The 23,341-nt window shown below is 71.7% G+C and carries 24 protein-coding genes; 15 read left to right on the top strand and 9 right to left on the bottom strand.

All coding sequences use genetic code 11. The annotated features are described in order from the left end of the window. The first annotated feature begins 15 nt into the window (after positions 1-15). From OO60_RS13625 to tsaE, 7 genes are read left to right on the top strand one after another with little or no spacing between them, the layout of a single operon-like run. Entirely contained in the window at positions 16-1,455 is a 1,440-nt protein-coding gene (locus OO60_RS13625; protein WP_004559946.1) for a bifunctional ADP-dependent NAD(P)H-hydrate dehydratase/NAD(P)H-hydrate epimerase, read from the top strand. 56 nt (positions 1,456-1,511) lie between these two features. After that, complete coding sequence (locus tag OO60_RS13620) at positions 1,512-2,345, top strand: DeoR/GlpR family DNA-binding transcription regulator (RefSeq protein WP_004559945.1); 834 nt, start codon at positions 1,512-1,514, stop codon at positions 2,343-2,345. Further along, positions 2,335-3,765, top strand: a complete 1,431-nt coding sequence (xylB, locus tag OO60_RS13615; protein WP_004559944.1) for a xylulokinase — start codon at positions 2,335-2,337, stop codon at positions 3,763-3,765. The genes OO60_RS13620 and xylB overlap by 11 nt, the downstream gene beginning before the upstream one ends. 3 nt (positions 3,766-3,768) lie before the next feature. Next, complete coding sequence (locus OO60_RS13610; RefSeq protein WP_004559943.1) at positions 3,769-4,857, top strand: ABC transporter ATP-binding protein; 1,089 nt, start codon at positions 3,769-3,771, stop codon at positions 4,855-4,857. 29 nt (positions 4,858-4,886) lie between these two features. Then, a complete protein-coding gene (gene alr, locus OO60_RS13605) occupies positions 4,887-6,002 on the top strand; it encodes an alanine racemase (protein WP_004559942.1) in 1,116 nt (371 codons plus the stop codon). Then, positions 5,999-7,096 (top strand): alpha/beta fold hydrolase, encoded by a 1,098-nt coding sequence (locus tag OO60_RS13600; protein WP_004559940.1) that lies wholly within the window; start codon positions 5,999-6,001, stop codon positions 7,094-7,096. The genes alr and OO60_RS13600 overlap by 4 nt, the downstream gene beginning before the upstream one ends. Beyond that, positions 7,093-7,557 (top strand): tRNA (adenosine(37)-N6)-threonylcarbamoyltransferase complex ATPase subunit type 1 TsaE, encoded by a 465-nt coding sequence (tsaE, locus tag OO60_RS13595; RefSeq protein WP_033261439.1) that lies wholly within the window; start codon positions 7,093-7,095, stop codon positions 7,555-7,557. The genes OO60_RS13600 and tsaE overlap by 4 nt, the downstream gene beginning before the upstream one ends. Before the next feature lie 51 nt (positions 7,558-7,608). Here the strand turns inward: tsaE and OO60_RS13590 are convergent, their stop codons facing one another. From OO60_RS13590 to OO60_RS13580, 3 genes are all read right to left on the bottom strand, one after another. After that, positions 7,609-8,571, bottom strand: coding sequence for a serine hydrolase (locus OO60_RS13590; RefSeq protein WP_004559938.1), 963 nt, complete (start codon positions 8,569-8,571; stop codon positions 7,609-7,611). Between the two features lie 78 nt (positions 8,572-8,649). Then, complete coding sequence (locus OO60_RS13585) at positions 8,650-9,981, bottom strand: carboxyl transferase domain-containing protein (RefSeq protein ID WP_004559937.1); 1,332 nt, start codon at positions 9,979-9,981, stop codon at positions 8,650-8,652. Beyond that, positions 9,974-11,398 (bottom strand): acyl-CoA synthetase, encoded by a 1,425-nt coding sequence (locus OO60_RS13580; RefSeq protein ID WP_004559936.1) that lies wholly within the window; start codon positions 11,396-11,398, stop codon positions 9,974-9,976. Before OO60_RS13580 ends, OO60_RS13585 begins: the two co-directional genes overlap by 8 nt. Before the next feature lie 99 nt (positions 11,399-11,497). Here OO60_RS13580 and tsaB point away from each other — a divergent pair, with 99 nt between their 5' ends. The 4 genes from tsaB (at position 11,498) to OO60_RS13560 (ending at position 15,000) form a co-directional block, all read left to right on the top strand. Then, the gene (gene tsaB / locus OO60_RS13575; RefSeq protein WP_004559935.1) at positions 11,498-12,163 is read left to right on the top strand and encodes a tRNA (adenosine(37)-N6)-threonylcarbamoyltransferase complex dimerization subunit type 1 TsaB; all 666 of its coding nucleotides are present in this window, start codon (positions 11,498-11,500) and stop codon (positions 12,161-12,163) included. Continuing rightward, positions 12,160-12,639, top strand: coding sequence for a ribosomal protein S18-alanine N-acetyltransferase (gene rimI, locus OO60_RS13570; protein WP_004559934.1), 480 nt, complete (start codon positions 12,160-12,162; stop codon positions 12,637-12,639). The genes tsaB and rimI overlap by 4 nt, the downstream gene beginning before the upstream one ends. Next, the gene (gene tsaD / locus OO60_RS13565) at positions 12,639-13,685 is read left to right on the top strand and encodes a tRNA (adenosine(37)-N6)-threonylcarbamoyltransferase complex transferase subunit TsaD (RefSeq protein WP_004559933.1); all 1,047 of its coding nucleotides are present in this window, start codon (positions 12,639-12,641) and stop codon (positions 13,683-13,685) included. The genes rimI and tsaD overlap by 1 nt, the downstream gene beginning before the upstream one ends. A 163-nt stretch (positions 13,686-13,848) precedes the next feature. After that, a complete protein-coding gene (locus OO60_RS13560) occupies positions 13,849-15,000 on the top strand; it encodes an IS481 family transposase (protein ID WP_004559932.1) in 1,152 nt (383 codons plus the stop codon). A gap of 75 nt (positions 15,001-15,075) precedes the next feature. Here the strand turns inward: OO60_RS13560 and wecB are convergent, their stop codons facing one another. The 3 genes from wecB to OO60_RS13545 all read right to left on the bottom strand — a co-directional run bounded on the left by wecB (position 15,076) and on the right by OO60_RS13545 (position 17,280). After that, positions 15,076-16,221 carry a non-hydrolyzing UDP-N-acetylglucosamine 2-epimerase gene (gene wecB / locus OO60_RS13555; RefSeq protein WP_004559931.1) on the bottom strand — a complete coding sequence of 382 codons (1,146 nt, stop codon included), beginning with the start codon at positions 16,219-16,221 and terminating at the stop codon, positions 15,076-15,078. 97 nt (positions 16,222-16,318) lie between these two features. Next, on the bottom strand, positions 16,319-16,498 hold the full coding sequence (locus OO60_RS13550) for an LPXTG cell wall anchor domain-containing protein (protein WP_004559930.1): 180 nt from the start codon (positions 16,496-16,498) through the stop codon (positions 16,319-16,321). Between the two features lie 11 nt (positions 16,499-16,509). Further along, complete coding sequence (locus tag OO60_RS13545) at positions 16,510-17,280, bottom strand: choice-of-anchor protein CoaP (RefSeq protein WP_004559929.1); 771 nt, start codon at positions 17,278-17,280, stop codon at positions 16,510-16,512. A gap of 360 nt (positions 17,281-17,640) precedes the next feature. Here OO60_RS13545 and xrtP point away from each other — a divergent pair, with 360 nt between their 5' ends. Both xrtP and OO60_RS13535 read left to right on the top strand, forming a co-directional pair. Continuing rightward, positions 17,641-18,150, top strand: a complete 510-nt coding sequence (xrtP, locus tag OO60_RS13540) for an exosortase P (RefSeq protein ID WP_205624262.1) — start codon at positions 17,641-17,643, stop codon at positions 18,148-18,150. A gap of 44 nt (positions 18,151-18,194) precedes the next feature. Continuing rightward, entirely contained in the window at positions 18,195-19,523 is a 1,329-nt protein-coding gene (locus tag OO60_RS13535; protein WP_051767695.1) for an XrtP-associated glycosyltransferase, read from the top strand. A gap of 22 nt (positions 19,524-19,545) precedes the next feature. On the opposite strand, the gene OO60_RS13530 is transcribed toward OO60_RS13535, so the two are convergent. From OO60_RS13530 to OO60_RS13520, 3 genes are all read right to left on the bottom strand, one after another. Further along, entirely contained in the window at positions 19,546-21,411 is a 1,866-nt protein-coding gene (locus OO60_RS13530; RefSeq protein ID WP_004559926.1) for an N-acetylmuramoyl-L-alanine amidase, read from the bottom strand. An 88-nt stretch (positions 21,412-21,499) separates the two neighbouring features. Then, positions 21,500-21,940, bottom strand: a complete 441-nt coding sequence (locus OO60_RS13525) for an arsenate reductase ArsC (RefSeq protein WP_004559925.1) — start codon at positions 21,938-21,940, stop codon at positions 21,500-21,502. After that, on the bottom strand, positions 21,937-22,287 hold the full coding sequence (locus OO60_RS13520) for an ArsR/SmtB family transcription factor (RefSeq protein ID WP_004559924.1): 351 nt from the start codon (positions 22,285-22,287) through the stop codon (positions 21,937-21,939). Before OO60_RS13520 ends, OO60_RS13525 begins: the two co-directional genes overlap by 4 nt. Positions 22,288-22,358: 71 nt before the next feature. On the opposite strand from OO60_RS13520, the gene OO60_RS13515 reads away from it, so the two are divergent. Next, on the top strand, positions 22,359-22,772 hold the full coding sequence (locus OO60_RS13515) for an ArsI/CadI family heavy metal resistance metalloenzyme (RefSeq protein ID WP_004559923.1): 414 nt from the start codon (positions 22,359-22,361) through the stop codon (positions 22,770-22,772). 198 nt (positions 22,773-22,970) lie between these two features. Next, positions 22,971-23,264: a co-chaperone GroES gene (gene groES / locus OO60_RS13510; protein WP_004559922.1), complete on the top strand. Its 294-nt coding sequence runs from the start codon at positions 22,971-22,973 to the stop codon at positions 23,262-23,264. Positions 23,265-23,341: the final 77 nt, after the last annotated feature.

Raw genomic sequence — 23,341 nt, 5'->3', positions numbered from 1 at the left:
GCGGGAGGCCCCGCCGTGCAGGGAATCTGGACCACGGAACGGATTCGCGAGGCGGAGGGGCGGGCGTTCGCCGTCACGCCGGAAGGCGAGCTGATGCGGCGGGCGTCCTTCGGGCTCTCGGTGCAGATCGCGGACTTCCTCGAGGATCACACCGGCAGCGTTTCCGGCCGCCGGGTGGTGCTGCTCGTCGGCTCCGGCGACAACGGCGGTGACGCGCTCTGGGCCGGAGCGTTCCTGCGCCGCCGCGGAGTGGCCGTCACGGCGATCCTGCTCAACCCCGCGAAGGCACACGCGAAGGGTCTGCAGGCGCTCAAGCGGGCAGGCGGCCGCGCGGTGCCCGCCGCGGACGGTCCACAGTGGATCGCGAAGGCCGACGTCGTGGTCGACGGGATCGTCGGCATCTCCGCGAGCGGCTCGCTGCGGCCCGACGCCGCCCGGCTCGTCGAGCTGGTCGAGGCCCCGATCGTCGCGGTCGACCTGCCCAGCGGCGTCGACCCGGACACCGGCGCGGTCGACGGCCCGGCCGTGCAGGCCGCCAAAACCGTCACGTTCGGCGCGCTCAAGCCGGTGCACGCGCTCGCGCCCGTCCACTGCGGCGAGGTCGTCCTCGTCGACATCGGCCTCGAGTTGTCGGACCCCGACCTCCGGCGCCTCGACATCGTGGACGTTGCCGCGGCCTGGCCGGTGCCCGGCCCGGACGACGACAAGTACAGCCAGGGCGTGGTCGGCATCGCGGCGGGCTCGGCAACCTACCCGGGTGCGGCGGTGCTCGCCGCGGGCTCGGCGGTCCGCGCGACCTCGGGCCTGGTGCGCTACGCGGGCCACGCGGCCGACGTCGTCCGCGGGCAGTGGCCGGAGATCATCGCGACCGGCACGGTCGCGGACGCCGGCCGGGTGCAGGCGTGGTCGGTCGGCCCCGGCATCGGCACCGGCTCCGAGGGCCGTGACGTGCTGCGGTACGTCCTCGGCCAGGGCGTCCCGGTGTGCGCGGACGCCGACGCGACGACGATCATCGCGAAGAACCCGGACGTCCTCGACGCCCGCGACCCGGACACGCCGCTCGTCCTGACCCCGCACGCGGGCGAGTACGAGCGCCTGATGGGCCACAAGCCGGGTCCGGACCGCGTGACGGCCGCACGTGAAGCGGCGAAGAAGTACGACGCGGTGGTCCTGCTGAAAGGTCACTGCACGGTGATCGCGGCCCCGGACGGCCGCGTCGCGATCAACACGCCCCGGGGAGCCTGGCTGGCGACGGCGGGCTCGGGTGACGTCCTGTCCGGCCTGGTCGGCGCCCTGCTGGCGGCCGGGTTGGACCCCTGGCTGGCCGCGGCCGCCGCCGCGAACGTGCACTCGCTGGCGGGGGCGATCGCCGCCCAGAACGCTCCGACCTCGGCCTCCGGGCTGGTCCACGCCATCCCCGAAGCCATCCGGTCGATCCGCTCGCTCACGTCCTGAGAAGACTTATCGAGTTCTCTGTTAACTTCGCGCACCAAATCTGGTAAGAATGCCGTGTGAGCGGCGGCACAGCACCCGGAGACCGGAAGACCCGGCCCTCCGACGCTGCCGTCGAGCAGCGGCGGCAGGACATCCTCGACCACGTCATCGAGCAGGGTGAAGCCCGGATCGACGACCTGACGACGAGGTTCAAGGTCAGCCTGATGACCATGCACCGCGACCTCGACGACCTGGCCGAACGCCGGCTCCTCCGCAAGCTGCGCGGCAAGGTCGAGGCCTACCCCGCGCTCACCATCGAGACGGCCGCCCGCTTCCGCGACACGCTCCACCACGGCGAGAAGGAAGCGCTCGGCGACGCCGCCGCGAACCACGTCCAGCCCGGCCAGACCGTCTTCGTCGACGACTCGACCACCCTCCTCCCGCTGGTCCGGCGGCTGGCCGAGATCGACGCCCTCACCGTCGTCACCAACTCGCTGCACGCCGCCCGGCTGCTCGGGCCGAAGGTCGACGTCGTGCTCGCCGGCGGCCGCTACAGCCACGAGTACGACTCCTGTGCCGGCCCCGAGGTCATCAACCTGCTCGACAGCATCCGCGCCGACGTCTCGTTCGTCTCGGTCACCGCGGTCGCCGTCGGGCGGCTCTTCCACCCGGACCGCGACTACGCCGAGCTCAAGAAGGCCGCCCTCAAGGTCGCGAACCACAACGTCCTGGTCGTCGACCACTCGAAGTTCGGCCGCACCGCCACCTACGCCCACGGCGACGTCGGCGACTACGACCTGCTGATCACCGGCCAGGCCACACCCACCGAGGAGATCGAGGCCGCGCTCAACGCGGGCACCGCGATCGAGATCGTCGAACACGTCGCAGAGGGGCAGCCCTATGACAGCTGAGCTGGTCGCCGGCATCGACTCGTCCACGCAGTCGACCAAGGTCGTCGTGTGCGACGCCGAAACCGGCGAAATCGTCCGCACCGGCCGCGCGCCGCACCCCGAGGGCACCGAGGTCGCTCCCGCCGCCTGGTGGGACGCCTTCCGGGAGGCGGCGAACGGCCTGCTCGACGGCGTCCGGGCGATCGGCGTCGGCGGGCAGCAGCACGGCATGGTCACCCTCGACGAAGCCGGCGAGGTCGTCCGGCCCGCGCTGCTCTGGAACGACACCCGGTCCGCGCAGGCGGCGCTCGACCTCATCGACGAGCTCGGCGGGCCGTCGGCCTGGGCGAAGGCCGTCGGCTCGGTACCGGTCGCAAGCTTCACCGTGACGAAGCTGCGCTGGCTGGCCGAAAACGAGCCGAAGCTCGCCGACCGCGTGGCGCGCGTGCTGCTCCCGCACGACTGGCTGACCTGGAAGCTCACCGGCGGCGACCCGGTCACCGACCGCGGCGACGCGTCCGGCACCGGCTACTTCTCGCCGTCCGACAACGCCTACCGTCTCGACGTCCTCAGCCACGCCTTCGGCGGCCGGACGCCGGAGCTGCCGACCGTGCTCGGCCCGGCCGACGCCGCCGGCCACACCCCCGACGGCGTGCTCGTCTCGGCCGGCACCGGCGACAACATGGCCGCCGCGCTCGGGCTGGAGCTCAAGCCCGGTGACGCCGTCGTCTCGCTCGGCACCAGCGGCACCGTGTTCGGCGTCGCCGAGACCGGCGCGGCCGACGTCAGCGGCGAGGTCGCCGGGTTCGCCGACGCCACCGGCCGCTTCCTCCCGCTCGCCTGCACCCTCAACGCCGCCCGCGTCCTCACCGCGACGGCCGCGATGCTCGGCGCGACGCTCAGCGAGTTCGACCGCCTCGCCCTGACCGCCGAACCCGGCGCCGGCGGGCTGACCTTCCTGCCCTACCTGGACGGCGAGCGCACCCCGAACCTGCCCGGCGCCACCGGCTCGTTGTCCGGGCTGACCAGGGACAACATGACCCCGGAGAACCTCGCCCGCAGTGCGGTCGAAGGCATGCTCTGCGGCCTGGCCGCCGGCCTCGACGCGGTCCGCGCGCACGGCCTCGACGTGCAGCGCGTGCTGCTGATCGGCGGTGGCGCGCAGTCGCGGGCCGTCCGCGCGGTCGCGCCGCTGGTCTTCGGCGTGCCCGTGCAGCTGCCCGAAGTCGCCGAGTACGTCGCGCTCGGCGCGGCGCGGCAGGCGGCGTGGGCCCTGGCTTCCAGTGCGGAACCCCCGTCCTGGCAGGAGAACCAGAAGCTCCGGCTCGAGCTGGACGAGCCGACCGAGGCGCAGCGCGCCGAGGGCCACCGGATCCAGCAACGCCACCTCGAAGCCCGCGAAGCGGCGTACGGGGTCCGGCGGAATCTCGGAGAGGACTGACCGATGGCTTCCATCACCTACGACAAGGCGACCCGCCGCTACCCGGGTGCCGAGCGGCCCGCGGTCGACGCGCTGGACCTGCAGATCGAGGACGGCGAGTTCCTCGTGCTGGTCGGCCCGTCCGGCTGCGGCAAGTCGACCAGCCTGCGCATGCTCGCCGGCCTGGAGGACATCGACGACGGCGCCGTCTGGATCGGCGACCGCGACGTCACCCAGCTGCCGCCGCGCTCGCGCGACATCGCGATGGTGTTCCAGAACTACGCGCTGTACCCGCACATGACGGTCGCGCAGAACATGGGCTTCGCGCTGAAGATCGCCGGCCGCCCCGCGTCGGAGATCAAGCAGAAGGTCCTCGAGGCGGCGAAGCTGCTGGACATCGAGCAGTACCTCGACCGCAAGCCGAAGGCGCTCTCCGGTGGTCAGCGCCAGCGTGTCGCGATGGGCCGCGCGATCGTCCGCGAGCCGCAGGTCTTCCTGATGGACGAGCCGCTGTCGAACCTCGACGCGAAGCTGCGTGTCTCGACCCGTACGCAGATCGCCGCGCTGCAGCGCCGCCTCGGCGTCACGACGGTGTACGTCACGCACGACCAGGTCGAGGCCATGACGATGGGTGACCGCGTCGCGGTGCTCTCGGACGGCCTGCTCATGCAGTGCGACACCCCGCGCGCGTTGTACGACAAGCCCGCAAACGCTTTCGTCGCCGGGTTCATCGGCTCGCCGGCGATGAACCTCGTCACCGCGAAGCTGACGGCGGACGGCGCCGAGGTCGGTGGCGCGCGCGTGCCGCTGACCCGCGAGACCATCGCGGCGGCCGACGGCGACACCGTGACCCTCGGCTTCCGGCCGGAGGCCCTCGAGGTCGCCACCGGTGAAGGCACCCTGCCGATCAAGGTGGAGCTGGTCGAGGAGCTCGGCTCGGACGCCTACGTCTACGGCAAGCTCGCCGAGACCGACGCGGCCGACAACAAGTCGAACGTCGTCGCCCGGGTCGACCCGCGCACGCCGCCGGCCATGGGCGACACGCTCAACCTGCGGATCCGCCCCGACGAGCTGCACGTGTTCTCCGCCACGTCCGGGCTGCGCCTGCCCTGACCTCGGGTCATGGGAAACTGGAGGGCGCCATGACCTCCAGTTTCCCCCGCGCCCAGGTCGACATCGACCTCGACGCGATCCGCCACAACCTCACCCTGCTGGGCGCCCGCGCGCCCGGTTCCCAGGTGATGGCCGTGGTCAAAGCCGACGCCTACGGCCACGGCGCGCTGCCGGTGGCGCGCGCCGCGGTCGAGGCCGGGGCGTCCTGGCTGGGCACGTGTTCGCTCGGCGAGGCCCTCGCTCTCCGCGAAGCCGGCATCGAGACCCGGCTGTTCAGCTGGCTGGACACCCCGGACGTCGACTTCGCCGCCGGGATCGAGGCCGGCGTCGACCTCGCGGCCAGCTCGCTGGGTGAGCTTCGCCGCATCGCCGCGGCCGCGAAACCGGGTACCCGGGCGCGTGTGCACCTCAAAATCGACACCGGGCTCTCCCGCAACGGCTGCCCGCCGTCCGCCTGGGCCGAGCTGGTCGACGCGGCGGCCGCCGAACCGCGGGTCGAGGTCGTCGCGATCTGGTCCCACCTCGCGTGCGCCGACGAACCGGACCACCCGGCCACCGACGAGCAGGCCAAGCGCTTCGCCGAGGCGTACGACACCGCCCGTTCCGCCGGGCTCGACCCGATGCGGCACCTGGCGAACTCCGCGGCCCTGCTCACCCGCCCGGACCTGCACTTCGACGTCGTCCGGCCCGGCATCGCGATGTACGGGCTCAACCCGGTCCCGCAGGCCGAAGACCTGCGGCCGGCCATGACGTTCCGGTCGGCGGTCGCGCTGGTCAAGCGGATCGAGGCCGGGGAATCGGTGTCCTACGGGCACACCTGGACCGCGTCGCGGGACACGAACCTGGCGCTGGTCCCGGCCGGGTACGCCGACGGCGTCCCGCGGTCGCTGTCCGGCCGGATGGACGTCTGGCTCGGCGGGCGGCGGCGGCCGGTCGCCGGGCGGGTCTGCATGGACCAGCTCGTGGTCGACTGCGGTGACTACACCCCGGCCGTCGGCGACGAGGTCGTCCTGTTCGGCGCCGGCACGCACGGCGAGCCGACCGCCCGGGAATGGGCCGGCAAGCTGGGGACCATCGACTACGAGATCGTGACGTCGATGTACCGGCCGCGGGTCCGGCGCCGGTATCTGGGGGAACGCTCGTGACACCTTCACGACGACTGCTGGCCATCGCCGGCGGGGTCGGGGCCGTGGCCACCGGGACCGCCGCCGCCATCGCCGTCGCCGCGCAACAGCGGCGGCACAGTGAGGATCCGTACGTGGACGAGCCGCTGGGGGAGCTGAAGCCCGACCGTACGTCGACGGTCGCGGCCGAGGACGGCACGCCGCTTTCGGTCGAGGAAATCGACCCGGAAGACGGCGGCGAACCGGAACTGACCGTCGTGGGGGTGCACGGCTTCGCGCTTTCGCGGCGCTGCTGGCACTTCCAGCGCCGCGACCTCGCGTCGCTGCGGCTGCCGCGCGTGCGTCAGGTGTACTACGACCACCGCAGCCACGGCCTCTCAGGCGCGGCTTCGGCCGAGACGTCGACGATCGAGCAGCTGGCCCGCGACCTGGACTGCGTGCTGCGGTCCGTGGTGCCGGACGGCCCCATCGTGCTGATGGGGCACTCCATGGGCGGCATGGTCATCATGGAGCTGGCCGCCGAGTTCCCTTCGCTCTTCGAAGACCGCGTGTGCGGGGTTGCCTTCATCGCGACCGCGGCGGGCGAAGTCGGGGCACGCGGGTTGCCGCGTTCGCTGCTCTCGAAGTACAACCCGCTGACGCGCGCGGCGGGCGGCCTCGCGGGGTGGCAGCCGGGGTTGGTGGAGTTCGTCCGCGCGGCCGGCGGGCAGCTGACGCGGCAGGCCGTGCGCCGGCTGGCGTTCGGCAGTCGTGACGTCGCACCCCGGCTCGTCGACTTCATGCTCGAGATGCTCGAAGTGACGCCGGTGCGCGGGCTCGTCAACTTCGTCGACACGCTCGGCAGTCACAACCGCTACGCGGCGCTGGCCGGGTTGAAGCACGCCGAAGTGCTGGTCATCGGCGGCGATTCGGACCGGTTCACGCCGTTCGCGCACGCCGAGCGGATCGCGGCCGAGCTGCCCGACGCGGAGCTGGTGCGCGTCCGCGGCGCCGGCCACATGGTCCAGCTCGAGCAGCCCGAGCTGGTGAACAGCCATCTGATCGATCTTCTGCAACGCTGTTCCGGTGTGGACGGCGAATCCTCGTCCCGGCGAACCTGGTGGTGGCAGCGTTGAGTTTCGTGTTCCCGACCCCCGAAGAGACCATGGACTTCGGGCGCGCCCTCGGCCGCGCGTTGCGCGCGGGTGACCTGGTCTTGCTGGCCGGGCCGCTCGGCGCGGGCAAGACGACGCTGACCCGCGGCATCGCGGACGGCCTCGGTGTCGGCGGCCGGGTGAGTTCGCCGACGTTCGTGCTGGCTCGGGTGCATCCGGCTGGTACTTCGGGCGTGCCGTTGGTGCACGTCGACGCGTACCGGCTGGGCGGCGATCTCTCGCAGCTGGATGACCTCGACCTGGACACGGACCTCGAGCGCTCGGCGATCGTGGTCGAGTGGGGCGAGGGTTCGGCGGAACGGCTGTCTTCGGACTACCTGGTGGTGCGCCTGGACCGCCGTGAGGACGACGTCCGCGAGATCACGCTGGAACCGCACGGCACGTGGGCCGACCGCACTCCGGACCTCGCCCAAGCGTCGTGAGTGGTAAGGCGCGTTAGAACCCGCCTTACCACTCACGACCTCGGTAGCTGCTCAGCCGCCGTTGTACTGCTGGTAGGTCGGTGCTCGGAATGTCCTGGTGCCCGCGCCTGCGATCTTGTCCACCGCTCGCAGGAATTTCGGCCCCATCTTCGCCGCGGCCTGCCGGACCGGGTGCGTTGCTCCGAAGTCCTCCGGGTTCGGCTGGCCGTGCGCGAACATCGAGTAGATCAACACCGGCTTGCCCGCTGCGTCGAACATGATGCCCGCTTCGTTGCGGCCGTCGTTCAGCCAGCCCGCCTTCGTTGCGATCCTTGCCCGGTCGATCGATGACATCTCGCGCCGGATGCCGTCGGTGAACGCCACCTGCGACCGCAGGATCGACAGCAGGTAGTCCGTCGACGCCGGGCTCAGCAGGGTGCCTGCGACCAGGGCCTTCAGCAGGTCGTGGGTCTCGCGCGGGGTGGTCTGGCCGAGGAAGTAGCGGTTCGGGTTCGCCACCGGCGTCACCTGGGTCTTGGGGAAGCCCTTGGCCACCAGGATCTGGTTGATCTCGGCCGCCGGGACCACGAGCCCCGCCAGGCGGACGCACGTGTCGTCCGAAACCGTGAGGAACAGCGACAGGACGTGGCCCAGTGTGAACGCGCTCGGGTACGCCTTGTCCAGGATGATGATGCCGTCGCCACCCGGTACGACGATGCTCTCCGGTACCTGGACCTGCTGGTCCAGCGTGAGCAGGCCGCGGTCGATCTTGTCCATCAGGGTGACCGCGACGGCCACCTTGTTGACGCTGTACGCCTCGACGACCTCGTCGGACGCCACGTCGACGGCCACCCCGTCGGCCACGCTGATGTAGGAGTTCCAGACGCCGCCCGCCTCGGCGGCCGCGGTGTCGTAGACGCGCTGCACTTTCTGCCTGGCCCGGTCCGGTGTGGCCGGGCTGGCCTCGATGTCTGCTTCCTGCGCGTACGCGGGAGAGCCGGCCAGAACGCTTCCGGCGGCGATGGCGGTCCCCAAACCGAACGCCGCTCGCCTGTTGAGTCGATACCCCATCGCAAGATCCAACCACGGACCTCGTGAGTGAGAAACAGTGTTCTAACGCTGTTTCTCACTCACGACCGCGCGGGCGACGCCCAGATCCACCAGGTCCTGGGGACGCAGGTGCAGCTGGTTGGCGATGTCCGGCACCTCCGACGCCGGGCGCTTGAGGATCGCCGCCGCGGCTTCCGGGGACGTCACCGAGAAGTACGCGTCCGGTGTCACCCACGTCGATCCCGCCGCGGCGAACGCCAGTGCGCCGCCCGAGCCGCCTTCGCCGATCACCAGTGTTGTCACCGGGACCGACGCCGTCGCCACCGCCTCGAACAGCTCCGCGATCGCGCCGCCCGCGCCCGCCTGCTCGGCCGCCGCGTCGTTCGCCGCGCCCGGGGTGTCGACCAGCGTCAGCACCGGGATGCCGAGCCGGGACGCCAGCCGGACCAGGCGGGCCGCCGTCCGGAAGCCCGAGGGCAACGTCGGCGTGCCGCACTGGGCCGCGTACGCGATCGTCCGGCCGTCGCGCCAGCCGAAGCCGCACGCGACGCCGGGGTCCGCGCCGCCCACGCGGTCGCCGCTGATGTCTTCCCGCCAGTCGAAGTACGCGTCGAGGTACTCCGCGGCCCGGGCCCGCTCCGGCGAGCGCGCCGCCTGGACCGCCTCCCAGCCGGTCGAAGGCAGCGAAGCGGCCCGCAACGCCGAAGGCGGGGGAGCCGCCGCCGACGAACGCGCGGTCAGCAGCCGCAGCCACCGCTCCAGCGTCACGCCGAGTGCGTCCGGCTCGACCACGGCGTCGACCTGACCCCAGGCGAAATGCGCCTCCGCGGTGTACGCCTCCGGCGAGCCCGGCGGCCGCACCCGCGAGCCCGCGAAGCCGACCTGCGCCTCCGGCAGCGCGAGGACGACGTCGGCGCCCGCGCCGAGCGTCGCCCAGCCGCCGCCGGTCGTCGGGTCGCGCAGCACCGCGAGCTGCGGGATGCCCACCGACCGCGTCAGCGCCGACGCCCGCGCCACCCGCTGCAGCTGCATCAGCGCCCGCATGCCCTGCTGCATGCGGCTGCCGCCGGTCGCGACCAGCGACACCACCGGCAGCCGCGCGTCGCGGGCGTGCGCGAACGCCGCTTCGATCCGGTCGCCGGTCCGCTGCCCGAGCGACCCGCCGAGGAAGCCGAACTCGAACGCGATCAGCACGGCTTCGACGTCGCCGATCTTGGCCGTGCCGCAGACGACCGACTCTTGCTCGCCGGTGCGTGCTTCCGCGGCGGACCGCGCTTCCCGGTAGCCCGGCCAGCCGATCGGGCCGTCGGCGGGCTCCTCACGCAGCGGCGTGGCGAACTCCGTGAAGCCGTTCGCGATCGCGCCGACGACCTCGCGCGCCGGCAGCCTAGGCACCGAGCGCCCGCTTCATGACCTTGCCCATGTCGTTGCGCGGCAACGCATCCAGGAACCGGACGACCCGCGGGCGCTTGTGCGGCGCCAGCAGCCTGGCCACGTGGTCGGCCAGTTCGGTCTCCGAAGGTGGCGGCCCGGCAGGCACGATCCACGCCACGATCCGCTCGCCGAGGTCGTCGTCCGGCTCACCGGTGACGGCCGCTTCGGCGACGCGCGGGTGTTCGAGCAGCGCGTTCTCGATCTCGCCCGCGCCGATCTTGTACCCGCCGCTCTTGATCAGGTCGGTCGCCTTGCGCCCGACGATCTGGACGTACCCGTCGGCGTCGCGGGTGGCCATGTCGCCGGTGCGGAACCAGCCGTCGTCGAACGCCGCCGCGGTCGCGTCCGGCCGGTTCAGGTACCCGGTGAACATGTTCGGGCCGCGGACCTGGATCTCGCCGACGGTTTCGACGTCGTCGATCACTTCGCCGGCGTCGCCCACCAGCCTGAGGTCCACCCCGCGCAACGGGACGCCGACCGTGCCGGGTTTGCGCTCGCCGTCCGCGCGGACGCTCGTGTTCATCAGCGTCTCGGTCATGCCGTAGCGCTCCACGACCTGCTGGCCGGTCGCCGCGGTGATCCGCTGGTGGTCGTGCACCGGCAGCGCCGCCGACCCGGAGACGAGCAGCCGGGCCCGCTTGAGCGCGTCGGCCAGCGCCGGATCGGAGCCGACCTCGCCGGCGATGCGGTGGTACATCGTCGGCACGCCGAACAGCATGGTCGCGCCGGCGTCGAGTTCCCGGGCGACGCCCTCGGTCGAGAACCGGCCGAGGTGGCGGACCGAGCCGCCGCGGCGCAGCGGGCCGAGGATGCCGAGGATCAGGCCGTGCACGTGGAACAACGGCAGCGCGTGCACCAGCACGTCGGCGGCGGTCCACGCCCAGGCGTCCTCCAGGGCGTCCAACGTGGTCGCGAGGGCGCGGCGGGGGAGCACGACGCCCTTCGGCGGGCCGGTGGTGCCCGAGGTGTAGACGATCAGCGCCGGGCTTTCGGGGTCGGCCTCCGGCGGGATCGGCGCGCCCTCGCCGGTGAGCGGGATGTCGCGGCGCGGCAGGGCGGCGAGCCCGGCGGGCAGCTCCGCGCCCGGCTCGGCCAGGACGAGGGCCGGTTCGCTGTCGGCGAGGATGTGCGCCAGCTCGCGTTCGCCGATCTTCGGGTTGAGCGGCACCGCCGGCACCCCGGCGAGCAGCGCGGCGACGACCGCGACGCTCGTGTGCACGGTCGGCGTCGCCCACACCGCCACCCGGCCGGGCGGCAGCTCGCGGGCGAGGCCGCCGGCGACGGCGGCGAGGGCGTCGTAGGACAGGGCGTGGTCGCCGAAGCGCAAGGCTTCCTTCGCGGCACCGGCGACGATCGTGGGGAACAACGGGTCGGGCACCGCGGGGACCTCCCAGTGTCGGACTCGAAACGCACGTTACCGTGCTGATCGGTCCCCTGCAGCAAGCAGGCGAAGACGCTGGTCGTAGGCTGGGACACCGTGTTGGTACTGGCGATCGATACCTCGACCCCGGCGGTGACCGCCGGCGTCGTCGCGCTCGACGGCGATGCGGTCGTGACCCGCGGTGACCGCGTCACGGTGGACCCCCGCGCCCACGGCGAGCTGATCATGCCGCACGCCTTGGCCGCCGCCGAAGCCGCCGGCGTGACGCTGAAGGACCTCGACGCGATCGTCGCCGGCGTCGGCCCCGGGCCGTTCACCGGCCTGCGCGCCGGAATGGCCACCGCGGCCGCGCTCGGCCACGCCCTCGGCCTCCCGGTGCACCCGGTCTGCAGCCTCGACGCGCTGGCCGCCGACGTCACCAGCGGTGGCAGCCCGTTCCTCGTGATGACCGACGCCCGTCGCCGCGAGGTCTACTGGGCGGCCTACGACGCCGAGGGGCGGCGCACCGACGGCCCGCAGGTCCAGCGGCCCGCCGACGTCGAGACCGACGTCAAGGCGGCGGCCGGGGACGGCGCGCTCCTCTACGCCGCCGCGCTCGACGTCCAGCCGATCGAACCGCGGTTCCCGTCGCCGGCCGGGCTGGTCAAGGCGGCTCGGCGTGCCCTGCTCGCTTCGGAGCCGCCGGCCCCGCTGACGCCGTTGTACCTGCGGCGTCCCGACGCCGTCGAGCCCGCCGCGCCGAAACGGGTGACCACCCCGTGAGACTCGGGCCGCTGCGCCGCATGGACATCGCCCGGTGCGTGGAAATCGAGCAGATCCTCTTCCCGGGCGACGACCCGTGGAGCGCCCGCGCCTTCCACTCCGAACTGGACGCGGGCAACTTCTACCTCGCCGCGCGCCCGGACGAAGGCGACGAACTGCTCGGGTACGCCGGGCTGGCCGTCGTCGGGCGCCGCCGCGGCGAGTACGAGGCGACCGTGCACACCATCGGCGTCGCGCCGGAACACCAGGGCCAGGGCATCGGCAAGGCGCTGCTGCAGGCGCTTTTGGTGCGGGCCGACGAGTTCGAGGCGCCGGTCTTCCTCGAGGTCCGCACGGACAACACGACGGCGCTCGCCCTGTACGAGCGCCACGGCTTCGAACGGCTCGGCATCCGGAAGCGCTACTACCAGCCTTCCGGCGCCGACGCGTACACGATGGTCCGCCCGGCGCGGACGCGGGACGGGGTGGCGGGCTGATGGCACGCATCATCATGGGTATCGAGAGCTCGTGCGACGAGACCGGCGTCGGCTTGGTCCGCCTGCACGACGACGGCACGGTCGAGCTGCTGGCGGACGAGGTCGCGTCCAGCGTCGAGCAGCACGCTCGGTTCGGTGGCGTGGTGCCCGAGGTCGCCAGCCGGGCGCACCTGGAGGCGATGGTCCCGACCACTCAGCGTGCGTTCGCCACGGCCGGGTTGTCGATGTCCGATGTGGACGCCATCGCCGTGACGGCGGGGCCGGGTCTGGCTGGTGCGCTGCTCGTTGGTGTCTCGGCGGCGAAGGCGTACGCGACGGCGCTGGACGTGCCGCTGTACGGCGTCAACCACCTGGCCGGGCACATCGCGGTCGACACCCTGCAGCACGGGCCGTTGCCTACGCCGTGCCTGGCGCTGCTGGTTTCGGGTGGACACACGCAGCTGCTGCGCGTCGACGACATCGCGTCGTCGATCGTCGAGCTTGGGTCCACTGTGGACGATGCGGCCGGGGAGGCGTACGACAAGGTCGCGCGGGTGCTCGGGCTGCCTTATCCGGGTGGGCCGCCGATCGACAAGGCGGCGCAGAACGGCGACTCGGCCGCGATCGCGTTCCCCCGCGGCATGACCGGCCCGCGCGACGCCGCGTTCGATTTTTCCTTCTCGGGCTTGAAGACCGCGGTCGCCCGGTGGGTCGAAGGGGCGGCCCGGCGCGGCGAGGGGATCCCGGTGGACGACGTCGCGGCGTCGTTCCAGGAGGCGGTCGTGGACGTGCTGACGGCGAAGGCGATCCGCGCGGCGAAGGAGCAGGGCATCACCACCATGGTGATTTCCGGTGGGGTGGCGGCTAATTCGCGGCTCAAGGAGCTGGCGGGGGAGCGTTGTGCGGCGGCGGGCATCGAGCTGCGCGTCCCGAAACCCCGCCTGTGCACGGACAACGGCGCGATGATCGCGGCGCTGGGCGCGCACGTGGTGGCGGCGAAGCGCCCGACCGCACCACTGGACTTCAGCGCGAACCCGGCCCTGCCGGTGAACGTGGTGTCCCTCTAGCTGCCGGGTCGTGAGTGGTAAGGAGGGTTAGAACCCTCTGTTGAGTCTCAGGACATCGCCGACAGTTGATGTCTCAGGACATCGCGGACACTGACCGGCCTGTCAGTGTGATGACCAGCAGTTTTGTGGTGATCATGCAGCGATGGGCAGAGCAGGGTTTTCGATGGATCCTGAGTTCGTCGCCGCGGTCGCCCGGACCGCTCACGGCGAGAAGATCAACGTGGCATGGTTCTGCCACGAACACGGCCTATCCCGCGACACCTTCTACAAATACCTCAACCGGTTCCGGGCCGAGGGCACCGACGGGTTCACCCGCCGCAGCACCGCCCCGCACCACCACCCGAGCGCACTGGGCCCGGAGGTGGCCGAGGCGGTGCTGCGAGCCCGCAAAGAACTCGCCGAGGCCGGCCTCGACAACGGCCCAATCTCCATCCGCTGGCGCCTGGAAGACACCGGCATCACCCCCGTGCCCTCCCGCGCCTCGATCCACCGGATCCTGCGCGCCCACGGCCAGATCACCCCCCAGCCCCGCAAGAAACCGAAAACGCGGCGGCGGTTCGAATACGCCGACCCCAACGGCTGCTGGCAGATCGACGGCATGGAGCACTACCTCGCCGACGGCACCAAGGTCTGCATCATCCAGATCCTCGACGACCACTCCCGCCTCGACGTCGGCACCTACGCCGCGGACGGGGAAACCACCACCGCCACCTGGGCCGCCCTGCAACAGGCCTTCGCCGGGCACGGCCTGCCCGTCAGGCTGCTCTCGGACAACGGGCTGGCCTTCACCGGCCGACACCGCGGCCGGATGGTGGAGCTGGAACGCCGCCTCGCCGCCCTCGGGATCACCAGCATCGCCGCCACTCCGCACCACCCGCAGACCTGCGGGAAGAACGAACGCGTCCACCGGACCCTGCAGAAATGGCTCGCCGCGCGGCCGCCCGCCGACACCCTCGCCCAGCTGCAGCAACTGCTCGAGGAGTACCGGCAGATCTACAACCATCGCCGCCATCAAAGCCTCGGTGGTGACACGCCTTGGCAGCGTTACCACGCCCGGCCGAAAGCCATCCCCGCCACCAGCCCGCGCCGGCCCAGCGGTGTCACCACCCGGCCGGTCTCGGCCACCGGCGTGCTCGCCTTCTCCGGCTGCTCCATCGTCCTCGGCCGCCGATGGGCCGGGCACACCGCCACCGTCTACTGGCAAGGCGACCGCGTCACCGTCATGATCGGCGACACGGTCGCCCGCCAGCTCACACTAGACCGATCGGTACGCTACCAACGCCTCACCAACCACACACTGTCCGCGAACTCCTGAGACAGATCTGTCCGTGAGGTCCTGAGACATGACAGAGGGTTAGAACCCTCCTTACCACTCACGACAAGTCTGGGCCTACGAAGCCGCTGCTGGGGCCACTGCCCGGACGCCCAGCAGTTCCTCGATCGCCGCGACCGCCAGTACCGCCGCGTTCCCTTCTCCGTATGGGTTTCCGGCCTGCGCCGGGTGCAGCTCGCCGCTCAGGAGGCGGGCTGCCAGGTCTGCTATTCGCTCGGTGTTCGTGCCTGCCAGCCATGCCGAGCCCGCCTCGACCGCCTCCTGGCGCTCGGTCACGTCGCGCAGGACCACCACCGGGGTGCCGAACGTCGGGGCCTCCTCCTGGATCCCGCCCGAGTCCGTCAGCACCAGGGATGCCAGGCGCAGCGCCCGGATCAGGTCCGGGTACTCCAGCGGGTCCGTCACCGTCACCCGGGGCAGGCCGCCCAGTGCCGCCTCCACCTGGGTGCGGACCTGGGGGTTCGGGTGGGCCGGGAACAGCACCTGGATGTCCGGGTGCTCGGCCACGATCAGCTGTACCGCCGCCAGGGTCCGCTCCAGTGGCTCACCCCAGGACTCGCGGCGGTGGGACGTCACCAGCACCAGCCGTTCGCCGGCCTCCGCGATCTCCATCTCCAGCAACGCCAGCGCCGTGTCGCGGGCCGGGAGGTCGCGGGCCGCGATGGCCAGCGCCGCGTCGACCACCGTGTTGCCCGTGACCGCGATCTGCCGGCGCGCCACGCCTTCTGAGCGCAACGCCGCCGCCGCGCCGAGCGTCGGGGTCAGGTGCAGGGCTGCCAGGCGCGACACCATCTGGCGGGCGCCCTCCTCCGGGAACGGGGCCGTGAGGTCGTTCGTGCGCAGGCCGGCCTCCAGGTGGACCACCGGGATGCCCAGCCAGAACGCCGCCAGCGCGCCCGCGAGCGTCGTCGTCGTGTCGCCCTGGACGACCAGTGCGGCCGGGGCGTGGCGGCGCAGCGTTTCGTCGAGCGCGGGCAGCAGGCTCGCCACCAGTTCGGCCTGGCCGCCGGTGATGCGCGGGGGCACGTCCAGCCACACGTCCGCCGTCAGGCCGAACGGTTCCAGCGCCTGCTCGACCATCCCCGCGTGCTGGCCGCTGTGGACCAGGACCGGGCGCAGCACCGGGTGCGCCGCCAGCGCCAGCGCCAACGGCGCGAGCTTGACGGCTTCGGGCCGCGTTCCGGCCAGCAACATCACTTCCACCCCGGGCCGCCCCTTCTCCGCATCACCCAGTATCCGGCAAATTTCCGCCGACGGGGGCCGCCGGCGTGCGAGGGGCACACGCCGGCGGCCCGGTTTCTCACTCCCGCGCCCGGGAGAGACGGCGGTTGCGGCGGTGGACGGCGATCAGCGCGACGGTCCCGAGCAGGACCAGGAGCACGCCGACGGCCAGCCACCACCCGACATCGGCACCGGTGGCGGCGAGGGTGCCCACCCCGCCACCGGCCACCCCGATTCCGGCGCCCGGCATCCGGTACATCCCGACCTCGCTCAGGCCTGCGCCGAACGGCGGCGGAGGACGCGGGTGCCGACCGGCACCGCGATGGCGCCGAGCAGCCCGAGCCCGATCCACAGGCCCGCACCCGACGCCAGCGGCATCGGCGGCGCGGCCGGGCCGCAGGTCGCCGACGACACGACGACGTCGCCCGAGCCGAGCGCGTTCAGGCCCTCGCCGAGCAGCTTCACGTGGACGGCGTTGACCGTGAGGCTGCCGTCGGGGTTCTTGACCTGCTCGTTCAGGATGATCGTGGCGACGTTCAGCGTGCCGAGGCCGACCTTGATCTGCGTGTTCGCCGCCGGGGCCGCGTCGACCGCGCCGACGCTGCCGAGGTCGGCGCCGACCAGTTTCGTGCTGCCTTCGACGCCCTTCTGCGTCGCGGTGCAGACGGCCTCGACGAGCTTGATGCCGACGTTGCCGAGCGCCGCCTTCAGCAGGGGCAGGGTGACGTCGGCGGTGCTCGCCTTCGCCGTCACCGCACCGGAATTGTCGTCGCGCTTGGCCTCGGCGTTGATCGCGCCGGCCTTGAGGATGCCGGTGAGGTCGACCTTCGCCAGGCTGCTGCTCGTCGGGCCGGCGGTGTTCGCGGCCGCGAACGGGCCCGCCTTCACCGCGTCCTGGCCGAGCAGCTTGACGTCGACCTTGACGCCGTAGGCGGATCCGTCGCCGGGGGCCGCCGAAGCGGGGGCCGCGCCGGCGAGCACGACGCTCGCCACGACCGCGGCGAGCAGCCCGCCACGGCGCACGAGGGAGCTCTTCTTCAAGGGGTCCTCCGAAATTCGCTGGATTCATCGGGGGGTGCGTGACGGCGGCGCGGATCGAACTCGCTTGCCTCGACTCGCCACGCGGATCGACTATCGCGAAGACCGCGCCGAATAGCACACAATATTTCCCGAATCACCGGATCGGGTAAAGCTGGACGCGGTTTCCGCAGGTCGTTCCGACGTCACCTGGATGGCGTAACAAGTTCGCGAGTGTGTCAGCCGAATGGGACGGCGTTTCCACCCCTCCGAGTGGAAACGTCCGGCGCAGGTGTTCTACGCTCGCCCGTGCCCCGCAACTTGCGTCGGAAAATCGGCACCGAGAGGAACGTCGTGGCGGTAGCGAGCGCTCCGAACTCAGGAATGACAAGGTTTCCGCTGGTGGTGGCGTTGAGTGCGCTGGCCGCCGCGGGGGTCGTGGTGGTGCTGGCCGAGCGGCTCTACCGCGAGCTGGAAGTGCGGCTCGCCGGCGCAATACTCGACGTGATCACTACATCGGGTGTTTATGTGTCACCCGATCGGGAGTCCGTTTACTTTGGGTTGACAAGTGCTACTCCGTTCGGGTTGAGAATGACGCCGGAATGCTCTTCGGCGTTCCTTTTGCTCCCGCTGCTCGTTGTGACGATGGTCATGCTGTACTTCCGCCCGTCGAATGCGCGGCGGCTCTTCTTTTCGCTCGGCATTTCGGCACTCGTCGTCGTGCTGGTGAATCAGCTGCGCATTTTCACGATCGTCGGGCTCGTGCACGGCCTCGGCACCGACGAGGGCTACTACTGGGGCCACACGCTGCTCGGCTCGATGGTCAGCGTGTTCGGCGGCGCGGTCTCGATCGTCCTGTTCGTCCGGCTCGCCACCCGGAAGAAGAAGCCGTGAACGTCAAGGTCCTGCTGGCGATCACGCAGGCGTTCGCGCTCACCATGAGCGTGGCGTTCCTCGTGTACGTCGTCGTGATCGTGGTGCCGTACCTGCGCCGCCGGCCCGGCCCGGCCGGCGACCCGGCCGAGTTCACCTGGCACTTCTTCGTGCCGTGCCGCGACGAGCAGACGGTCATCCGCGAGACGATCCGCTACCTGCGCACCACGTTCCGCCGGGCGCACGTCTGGGTCGTCGACGACGACTCCGAGGACCGCACGGCACGGGTCGTCCGGATGCTGTGGCGGCGGCACGGCGGCTACGACCCGTACCTGCACCTGGTGCCGCGTACACGCCCCGAAGCCCGGACCGGCAAGGGCGACGCGCTCAACGCGGCCTACCGCGCCCTGACCGACTGGATGGGCCCGGACGCGAGCCGCGACGACGTCGTCGTGGTGGTCGTCGACGCCGACGGCCGCCCGGCGCCGAACTGCCTGGCGGTCTGCGCGGCGGACCACCTCTTCGGCGACCCGGAGGTCGGCGCGGTCCAGCTGGACGTCCGGATGAGCAACGCCGGGACCCCGCCGCCGTCGCGCAACCCGGCCGGCCGTTGGTTCGGGCTGAAGCTCGCGCAGCTGCAGGACCTGGAGTTCCGGACGGCGATCGCGGCGATCCAGACCTCCCGCGGCCTCACCGGCACGATCTCGATGGGCGGCAACGGCCAGTTCACCCGCCTCACCGCGCTCGATTCGATCGCGGGCGAGGCCGGGCAGCCGTGGCGCGGCTCGCTGCTGGAGGACTTCGAACTCGGCGTCCACCTGCTCACGGCGGGCTGGCGCACCGGGTTCACCCCGGATTCCCACGTGGCGCAGGAAGGGCTGTACAGCCTGCGGCGGTTCCTCGTGCAGCGCACGCGGTGGGGCCAGGGCACCATGCAGTGCGCCCGGTACCTGCGGCGGATCTGGGATTCGCCGCACGTCAGCACGCTCGGCGCGGCGGAGATGACGTACTACCTGGCCCAGCCGTGGCTGCAGCTGCTGGGTTCGCTGCTGTACCCGATCCCGTTCGTGCTGCTGGTGCTCGGCACGGCGGGCGACCCGGCGCAGGTGTGGACGTGGTTCACCGGCGGCGCCTGGATCCTGTTCGCCATCTACGGGTCGTTCGGGCTGCTGCCGTTCCTCGTCTGGGGCCCGATCTACCAGCTGAAGTGCCTGCGCAGCCGGAACGTCCTGCGCGGGCTGGGGATGGGCCTCGCCTACGCGGCCTACATCTACACGTTCTACGTGACGTCGTGGCGCGCGCTGTTCCGGCTGGTCCGCGGGCGCAACGGCTGGGCGAAGACGCGCCGCAACACCGAACGGGCGAACGGGGTGGAGGTCGCGCTCGACGCGTGAGCGCGACCGCCACCCCGGCCGGTCAGAACGCGGGGAGGAACCGGACGTCGTCCGCCTTGACGAAGGCGATCCGGTGCCCGAACTGGATCTGGACGTACTTCAGCTTGCCCTTCACCACCACGTGGTCGGCGACGTCGAAGGTGGTCGCCCAGTAGTACTCCGACCCGACCACACCGCCCGACGAGTACTTCTGGCCGGCGGAAAGCGGGTAGGGCAGCGGGGTGATGGCCTGCACGGTCACGCCGGCCGGGTAGGCCTCCGGCTCGGGGTAGGCGCGGCCGTACACCGGCACGGACGCGAGGCCGGCCTTCGGCGTCACGACCCAGCCGAACGCGGGCTTCGCGACCCGGGCGTTGCGCGGGTTGTGGAACCAGCCCTTCTGCCCGAGGTACCAGATCGCCGTCCAGTCGCCCCGCACTTCGGCGACGGCGTACTGCTGCCCGGTCGCGACGCGGCTGCCGACGTCGGCAACGTCCATTGTGGACGCCGTGCCCTTCGGGTGCAGCCCGATGTCGACCAGCAGCGGCGACGTCTCACTGGGCTCCGAGTGCAGCACGACGGCTTCCGAGCCCCGCGGCGTGCACGGCGTTCCGGGGCTGTCGCAGCCGGTGAACGCGGGCTGGTTCTTCGCGAAGTCCGGGTCGATGGTGACCAGCGACGAGCCGGGCAGCCCGAACCCGCCGAGCGGCGCGCCCAGCAGGTCGAAGTAGTGCGACCAGTCCCAGTAGGGGCCCGGGTCCCAGTGCATGCCGGCGATCGTCGACGGGACCGTGCCGGGGACGTTGTCGTGCCCGATGATGTGCGCCCGGTCGAGCGGGATGCCGTACTTGCGCGCGAGGTAGCCGACGAGCTTCGCGCTCGAGCGGTACATGGCCTCGGTGTACCAGGTGCCCTTCGCGGCGAAGCCCTCGTGCTCGATGCCGATCGACTTCGCGTTGACGTACCAGTTCCCGGCGTGCCACGCGACGTCCTTTGTCGGCACGTGCTGCGCGATCAGGCCGTCGTTGGAGCGGATCGTGTAGTGCCAGCTGACGTACGTCGGGTCCTGGGCGAGCTGCAGGACGCTGGCCCAGTAGCCCTCGGTGTCGTGGATGACGATGTGGTCGATCTTCTGGCTCTCGGGCCGGTTCGCGAGGTCGTGGTTGCCGTAGTCGTTGCCCGGCAGTTCCTGGTAGGGCGCCGGGACGGACTCGCAGGTGACCCGCCGCGGGCACTCGACGTTCGCGGGGTTCGCGTCGGCGTGCTGCGGAATGACGAGGTCCGGCGTGGCGGCGAGGGTGACCTGCTGGCCGTCGTCGGTGGTCCGGGCGGTGCCGGCCTTGACGGTCTCGAAGACCTCGTCGGCGAAGGTCTGCGCGGCAGCCTGGTCGGCCGAGCCGCTGTAGCGCGCGACGGCGTGGTACCAGTCGCCGTCGGTGTGGTACTTCGCGAGCAGGGCGGCGCCGCCGCGGATGTTCTGCGCCGGATCGGTGCGCAGCGTTTCCGCATCGGTGTGGAGCAGCTGCGCGGCCTCGTCGACGGTCTGCAACGCGGGCGGCGGGGCAGCGGGCCCGGCCTGCGGGAGCCGGGCCGGCCGGGCGTCGTCGCCGCGGGGGTCTTCGGTGCCTTCGTCGTGGTGGCTGGTGGCCACCCCGGCCGCGCGGAGGTCGGTGAGGTGCATGGGGCCGTACCCGGCCGAGGTGCTGGGGGTGCCGGCGTTGGCGTCCCAGCGCGATTCGAGGTAGGAGACGCCGAGGAGGATGTTCTCCGGGACACCGAACTCGCTCGCCGCGGCGGTGAAGTCGCGTTGGCGCTGGGAGGTGGTGTCGGCGTGCGCCGGAGTGGCGAGGCCGGTCAGGAGGGCGACGGCGGCGGCTGCGGCCGCCGTTCTCGGGATGGGGCGGGACATGGGCATGAACCCCCAGGGTGCAGGTGCCAGAGGTGAGAACCTAACCAGAAACTCACGCCGGGGGTAAGGCCGGTTCGGTGGATCCCTTTCAGTGCTCCCCGCTGCTCCTCGGCGCTGCTGGGGCGGGCCTGGCGCTGGTGAGTTCGGCGAGGAGGGCCCGGACCCGGCGGTCGATCTCGTCACGGATCGGCCGGATCCGCTCGGCCGCAAGCCCCGCGGGGTCGTCGAGCTGCCAGTCGAGGTACCGCTTGCCGGGGAAGACCGGGCAGGCGTCGCCGCAGCCCATCGTGATCACCACGTCGGCCGCCTCGACCGCGCCGGTCGTCAGGCGCTTGGGGAACTCGCGGGAGACGTCGATCCCCAGCTCGGCCATGACCGCGACCACCGCCGGGTTGACCTCGCTCGACGGCGCCGACCCGGCCGAGCGGACGGTGACGCGGCCGGCGGCGTGGTGGTGCAGCAGGGCCGCGGCCATCTGGGACCGGCCGGCGTTGTGGACGCAGACGAACAGCACCTCCGGGGCGTTCACGCGACGACCGCGTCGCCGGGGGCCAGCACGGCCGAAAGGTGGGCCAGGGCTTCGGGGTGGACGCGGTAGTAGACCCAGGTCCCGCGCCGCTCGCCGGTGATCAGGCCGGACTCGCGCAGCACCTTCAGGTGGTGGGAGATCGTCGGGCCGGTCAGGTCGAAGGCGTCGGTCAGGTCGCACACGCACGCCTCGCCGCCGGTGTGGGAGGCGATCAGCGACAGCAGCCGCAGGCGGACCGGGTCGGCCATCGCCTTGAACCGCTTCGCCAGCTCGGTGGCCTGCACCTCGGTCAGGGGGTCGCGGGCCAGCGGGGAGCAGCACTTGGCGATCGGCAGCTGTTTCGACACCCCTCTATCTTGACATCCATCTATCCAGTGGGCAAACCTGCTTAGACAAACGTCTATTCAAGGAGGCCACGATGTCACGGGTACAGCTCGCGCTGCGGGTGGGCGACCTCGAAGGCTCGGTCGAGTTCTACTCGAAGCTGCTCGGCGCGGAACCGGCCAAGCGCCGTCCGGGCTACGCCAACTTCGCCATCGCCGAGCCCGCGCTCAAGCTCGTGCTGCTCGCGGGGGAGCCGGGCCAGGCGACGGTGCTGGACCACCTCGGCGTCGAGGTCGAGTCGGCCGCCCAGGTCGGCGAGGCGAGCAGGCGGCTCACCGGCGAGGGCCTGGAGACGCTGACCGAGGACGACACCACCTGCTGCTACGCCGTCCAGGACAAGGTGTGGGTGCACGGCCCCGGCGGGGAACCGTGGGAGGTCTACACGGTGAAGGCCGACTCGCCGACGTTCGGCGCGGCGGGCGCCCGGCCCGAGGGCTGCTGCTCCTGACCGCGGGCGCATAACGGCCGGTCAGGCGAGGTCGGGTGGCTTTTCGGCACGCCGGGTGGACCCTCCTTGCGAGACTGGCACTCACGTGGATAGAGTGCTAATCGCACGGCCCGACAGCCCCGGCACCCGCGACGGCGGGGGTGGTAGAGCCGTAACCACATCCTGCCAACGCTTTCGACGACCGTGGAGGTCAACCCGGTGAGCGTGAACATCAAGCCGCTCGAGGACAAGATCGTTGTCCAGACGAGTGAGGCCGAGGAGACGACCGCTTCCGGCCTCGTCATCCCCGACACCGCCAAGGAGAAGCCCCAGGAGGGCAAGGTTCTGGCCGTGGGCCCGGGCCGGATCGACGACAAGGGCAACCGCGTCCCGCTGGACGTGAACGTCGGCGACGTCGTCATCTACTCCAAGTACGGCGGCACCGAGGTCAAGTACAACGGCGAGGACTACCTCATCCTGTCCGCCCGCGACGTGCTGGCCGTCATCAACTGACGTCCGCTCGCAGCGCATGACGCCCCGGGCCCCTGCAGAACGCCGGGGAGCGGGGCGTTCTTGCGTCCAGAGAAAGG

It is taken from the genome of Amycolatopsis vancoresmycina (assembly GCF_000716785.1).
Taxonomy (GTDB): Bacteria; Actinomycetota; Actinomycetes; order Mycobacteriales; family Pseudonocardiaceae; genus Amycolatopsis; species Amycolatopsis vancoresmycina.
This window is presented reverse-complemented; position numbering and strand designations above follow the sequence as displayed.

Coding starts and splice junctions, on each gene's coding strand:
- xylB (WP_004559944.1), top strand. CDS start 2,335: ATGACAGCTGAGCTGGTCGCCGGCATCGACTCGTCCACGCAGTCGACC.
- OO60_RS13610 (WP_004559943.1), top strand. CDS start 3,769: ATGGCTTCCATCACCTACGACAAGGCGACCCGCCGCTACCCGGGTGCC.
- alr (WP_004559942.1), top strand. CDS start 4,887: ATGACCTCCAGTTTCCCCCGCGCCCAGGTCGACATCGACCTCGACGCG.
- tsaD (WP_004559933.1), top strand. CDS start 12,639: ATGGCACGCATCATCATGGGTATCGAGAGCTCGTGCGACGAGACCGGC.
- OO60_RS13560 (WP_004559932.1), top strand. CDS start 13,849: ATGGATCCTGAGTTCGTCGCCGCGGTCGCCCGGACCGCTCACGGCGAG.
- OO60_RS13550 (WP_004559930.1), bottom strand. CDS start 16,498: ATGTACCGGATGCCGGGCGCCGGAATCGGGGTGGCCGGTGGCGGGGTG.
- xrtP (WP_205624262.1), top strand. CDS start 17,641: ATGACAAGGTTTCCGCTGGTGGTGGCGTTGAGTGCGCTGGCCGCCGCG.
- OO60_RS13535 (WP_051767695.1), top strand. CDS start 18,195: ATGAGCGTGGCGTTCCTCGTGTACGTCGTCGTGATCGTGGTGCCGTAC.
- OO60_RS13530 (WP_004559926.1), bottom strand. CDS start 21,411: ATGTCCCGCCCCATCCCGAGAACGGCGGCCGCAGCCGCCGCCGTCGCC.
- OO60_RS13515 (WP_004559923.1), top strand. CDS start 22,359: ATGTCACGGGTACAGCTCGCGCTGCGGGTGGGCGACCTCGAAGGCTCG.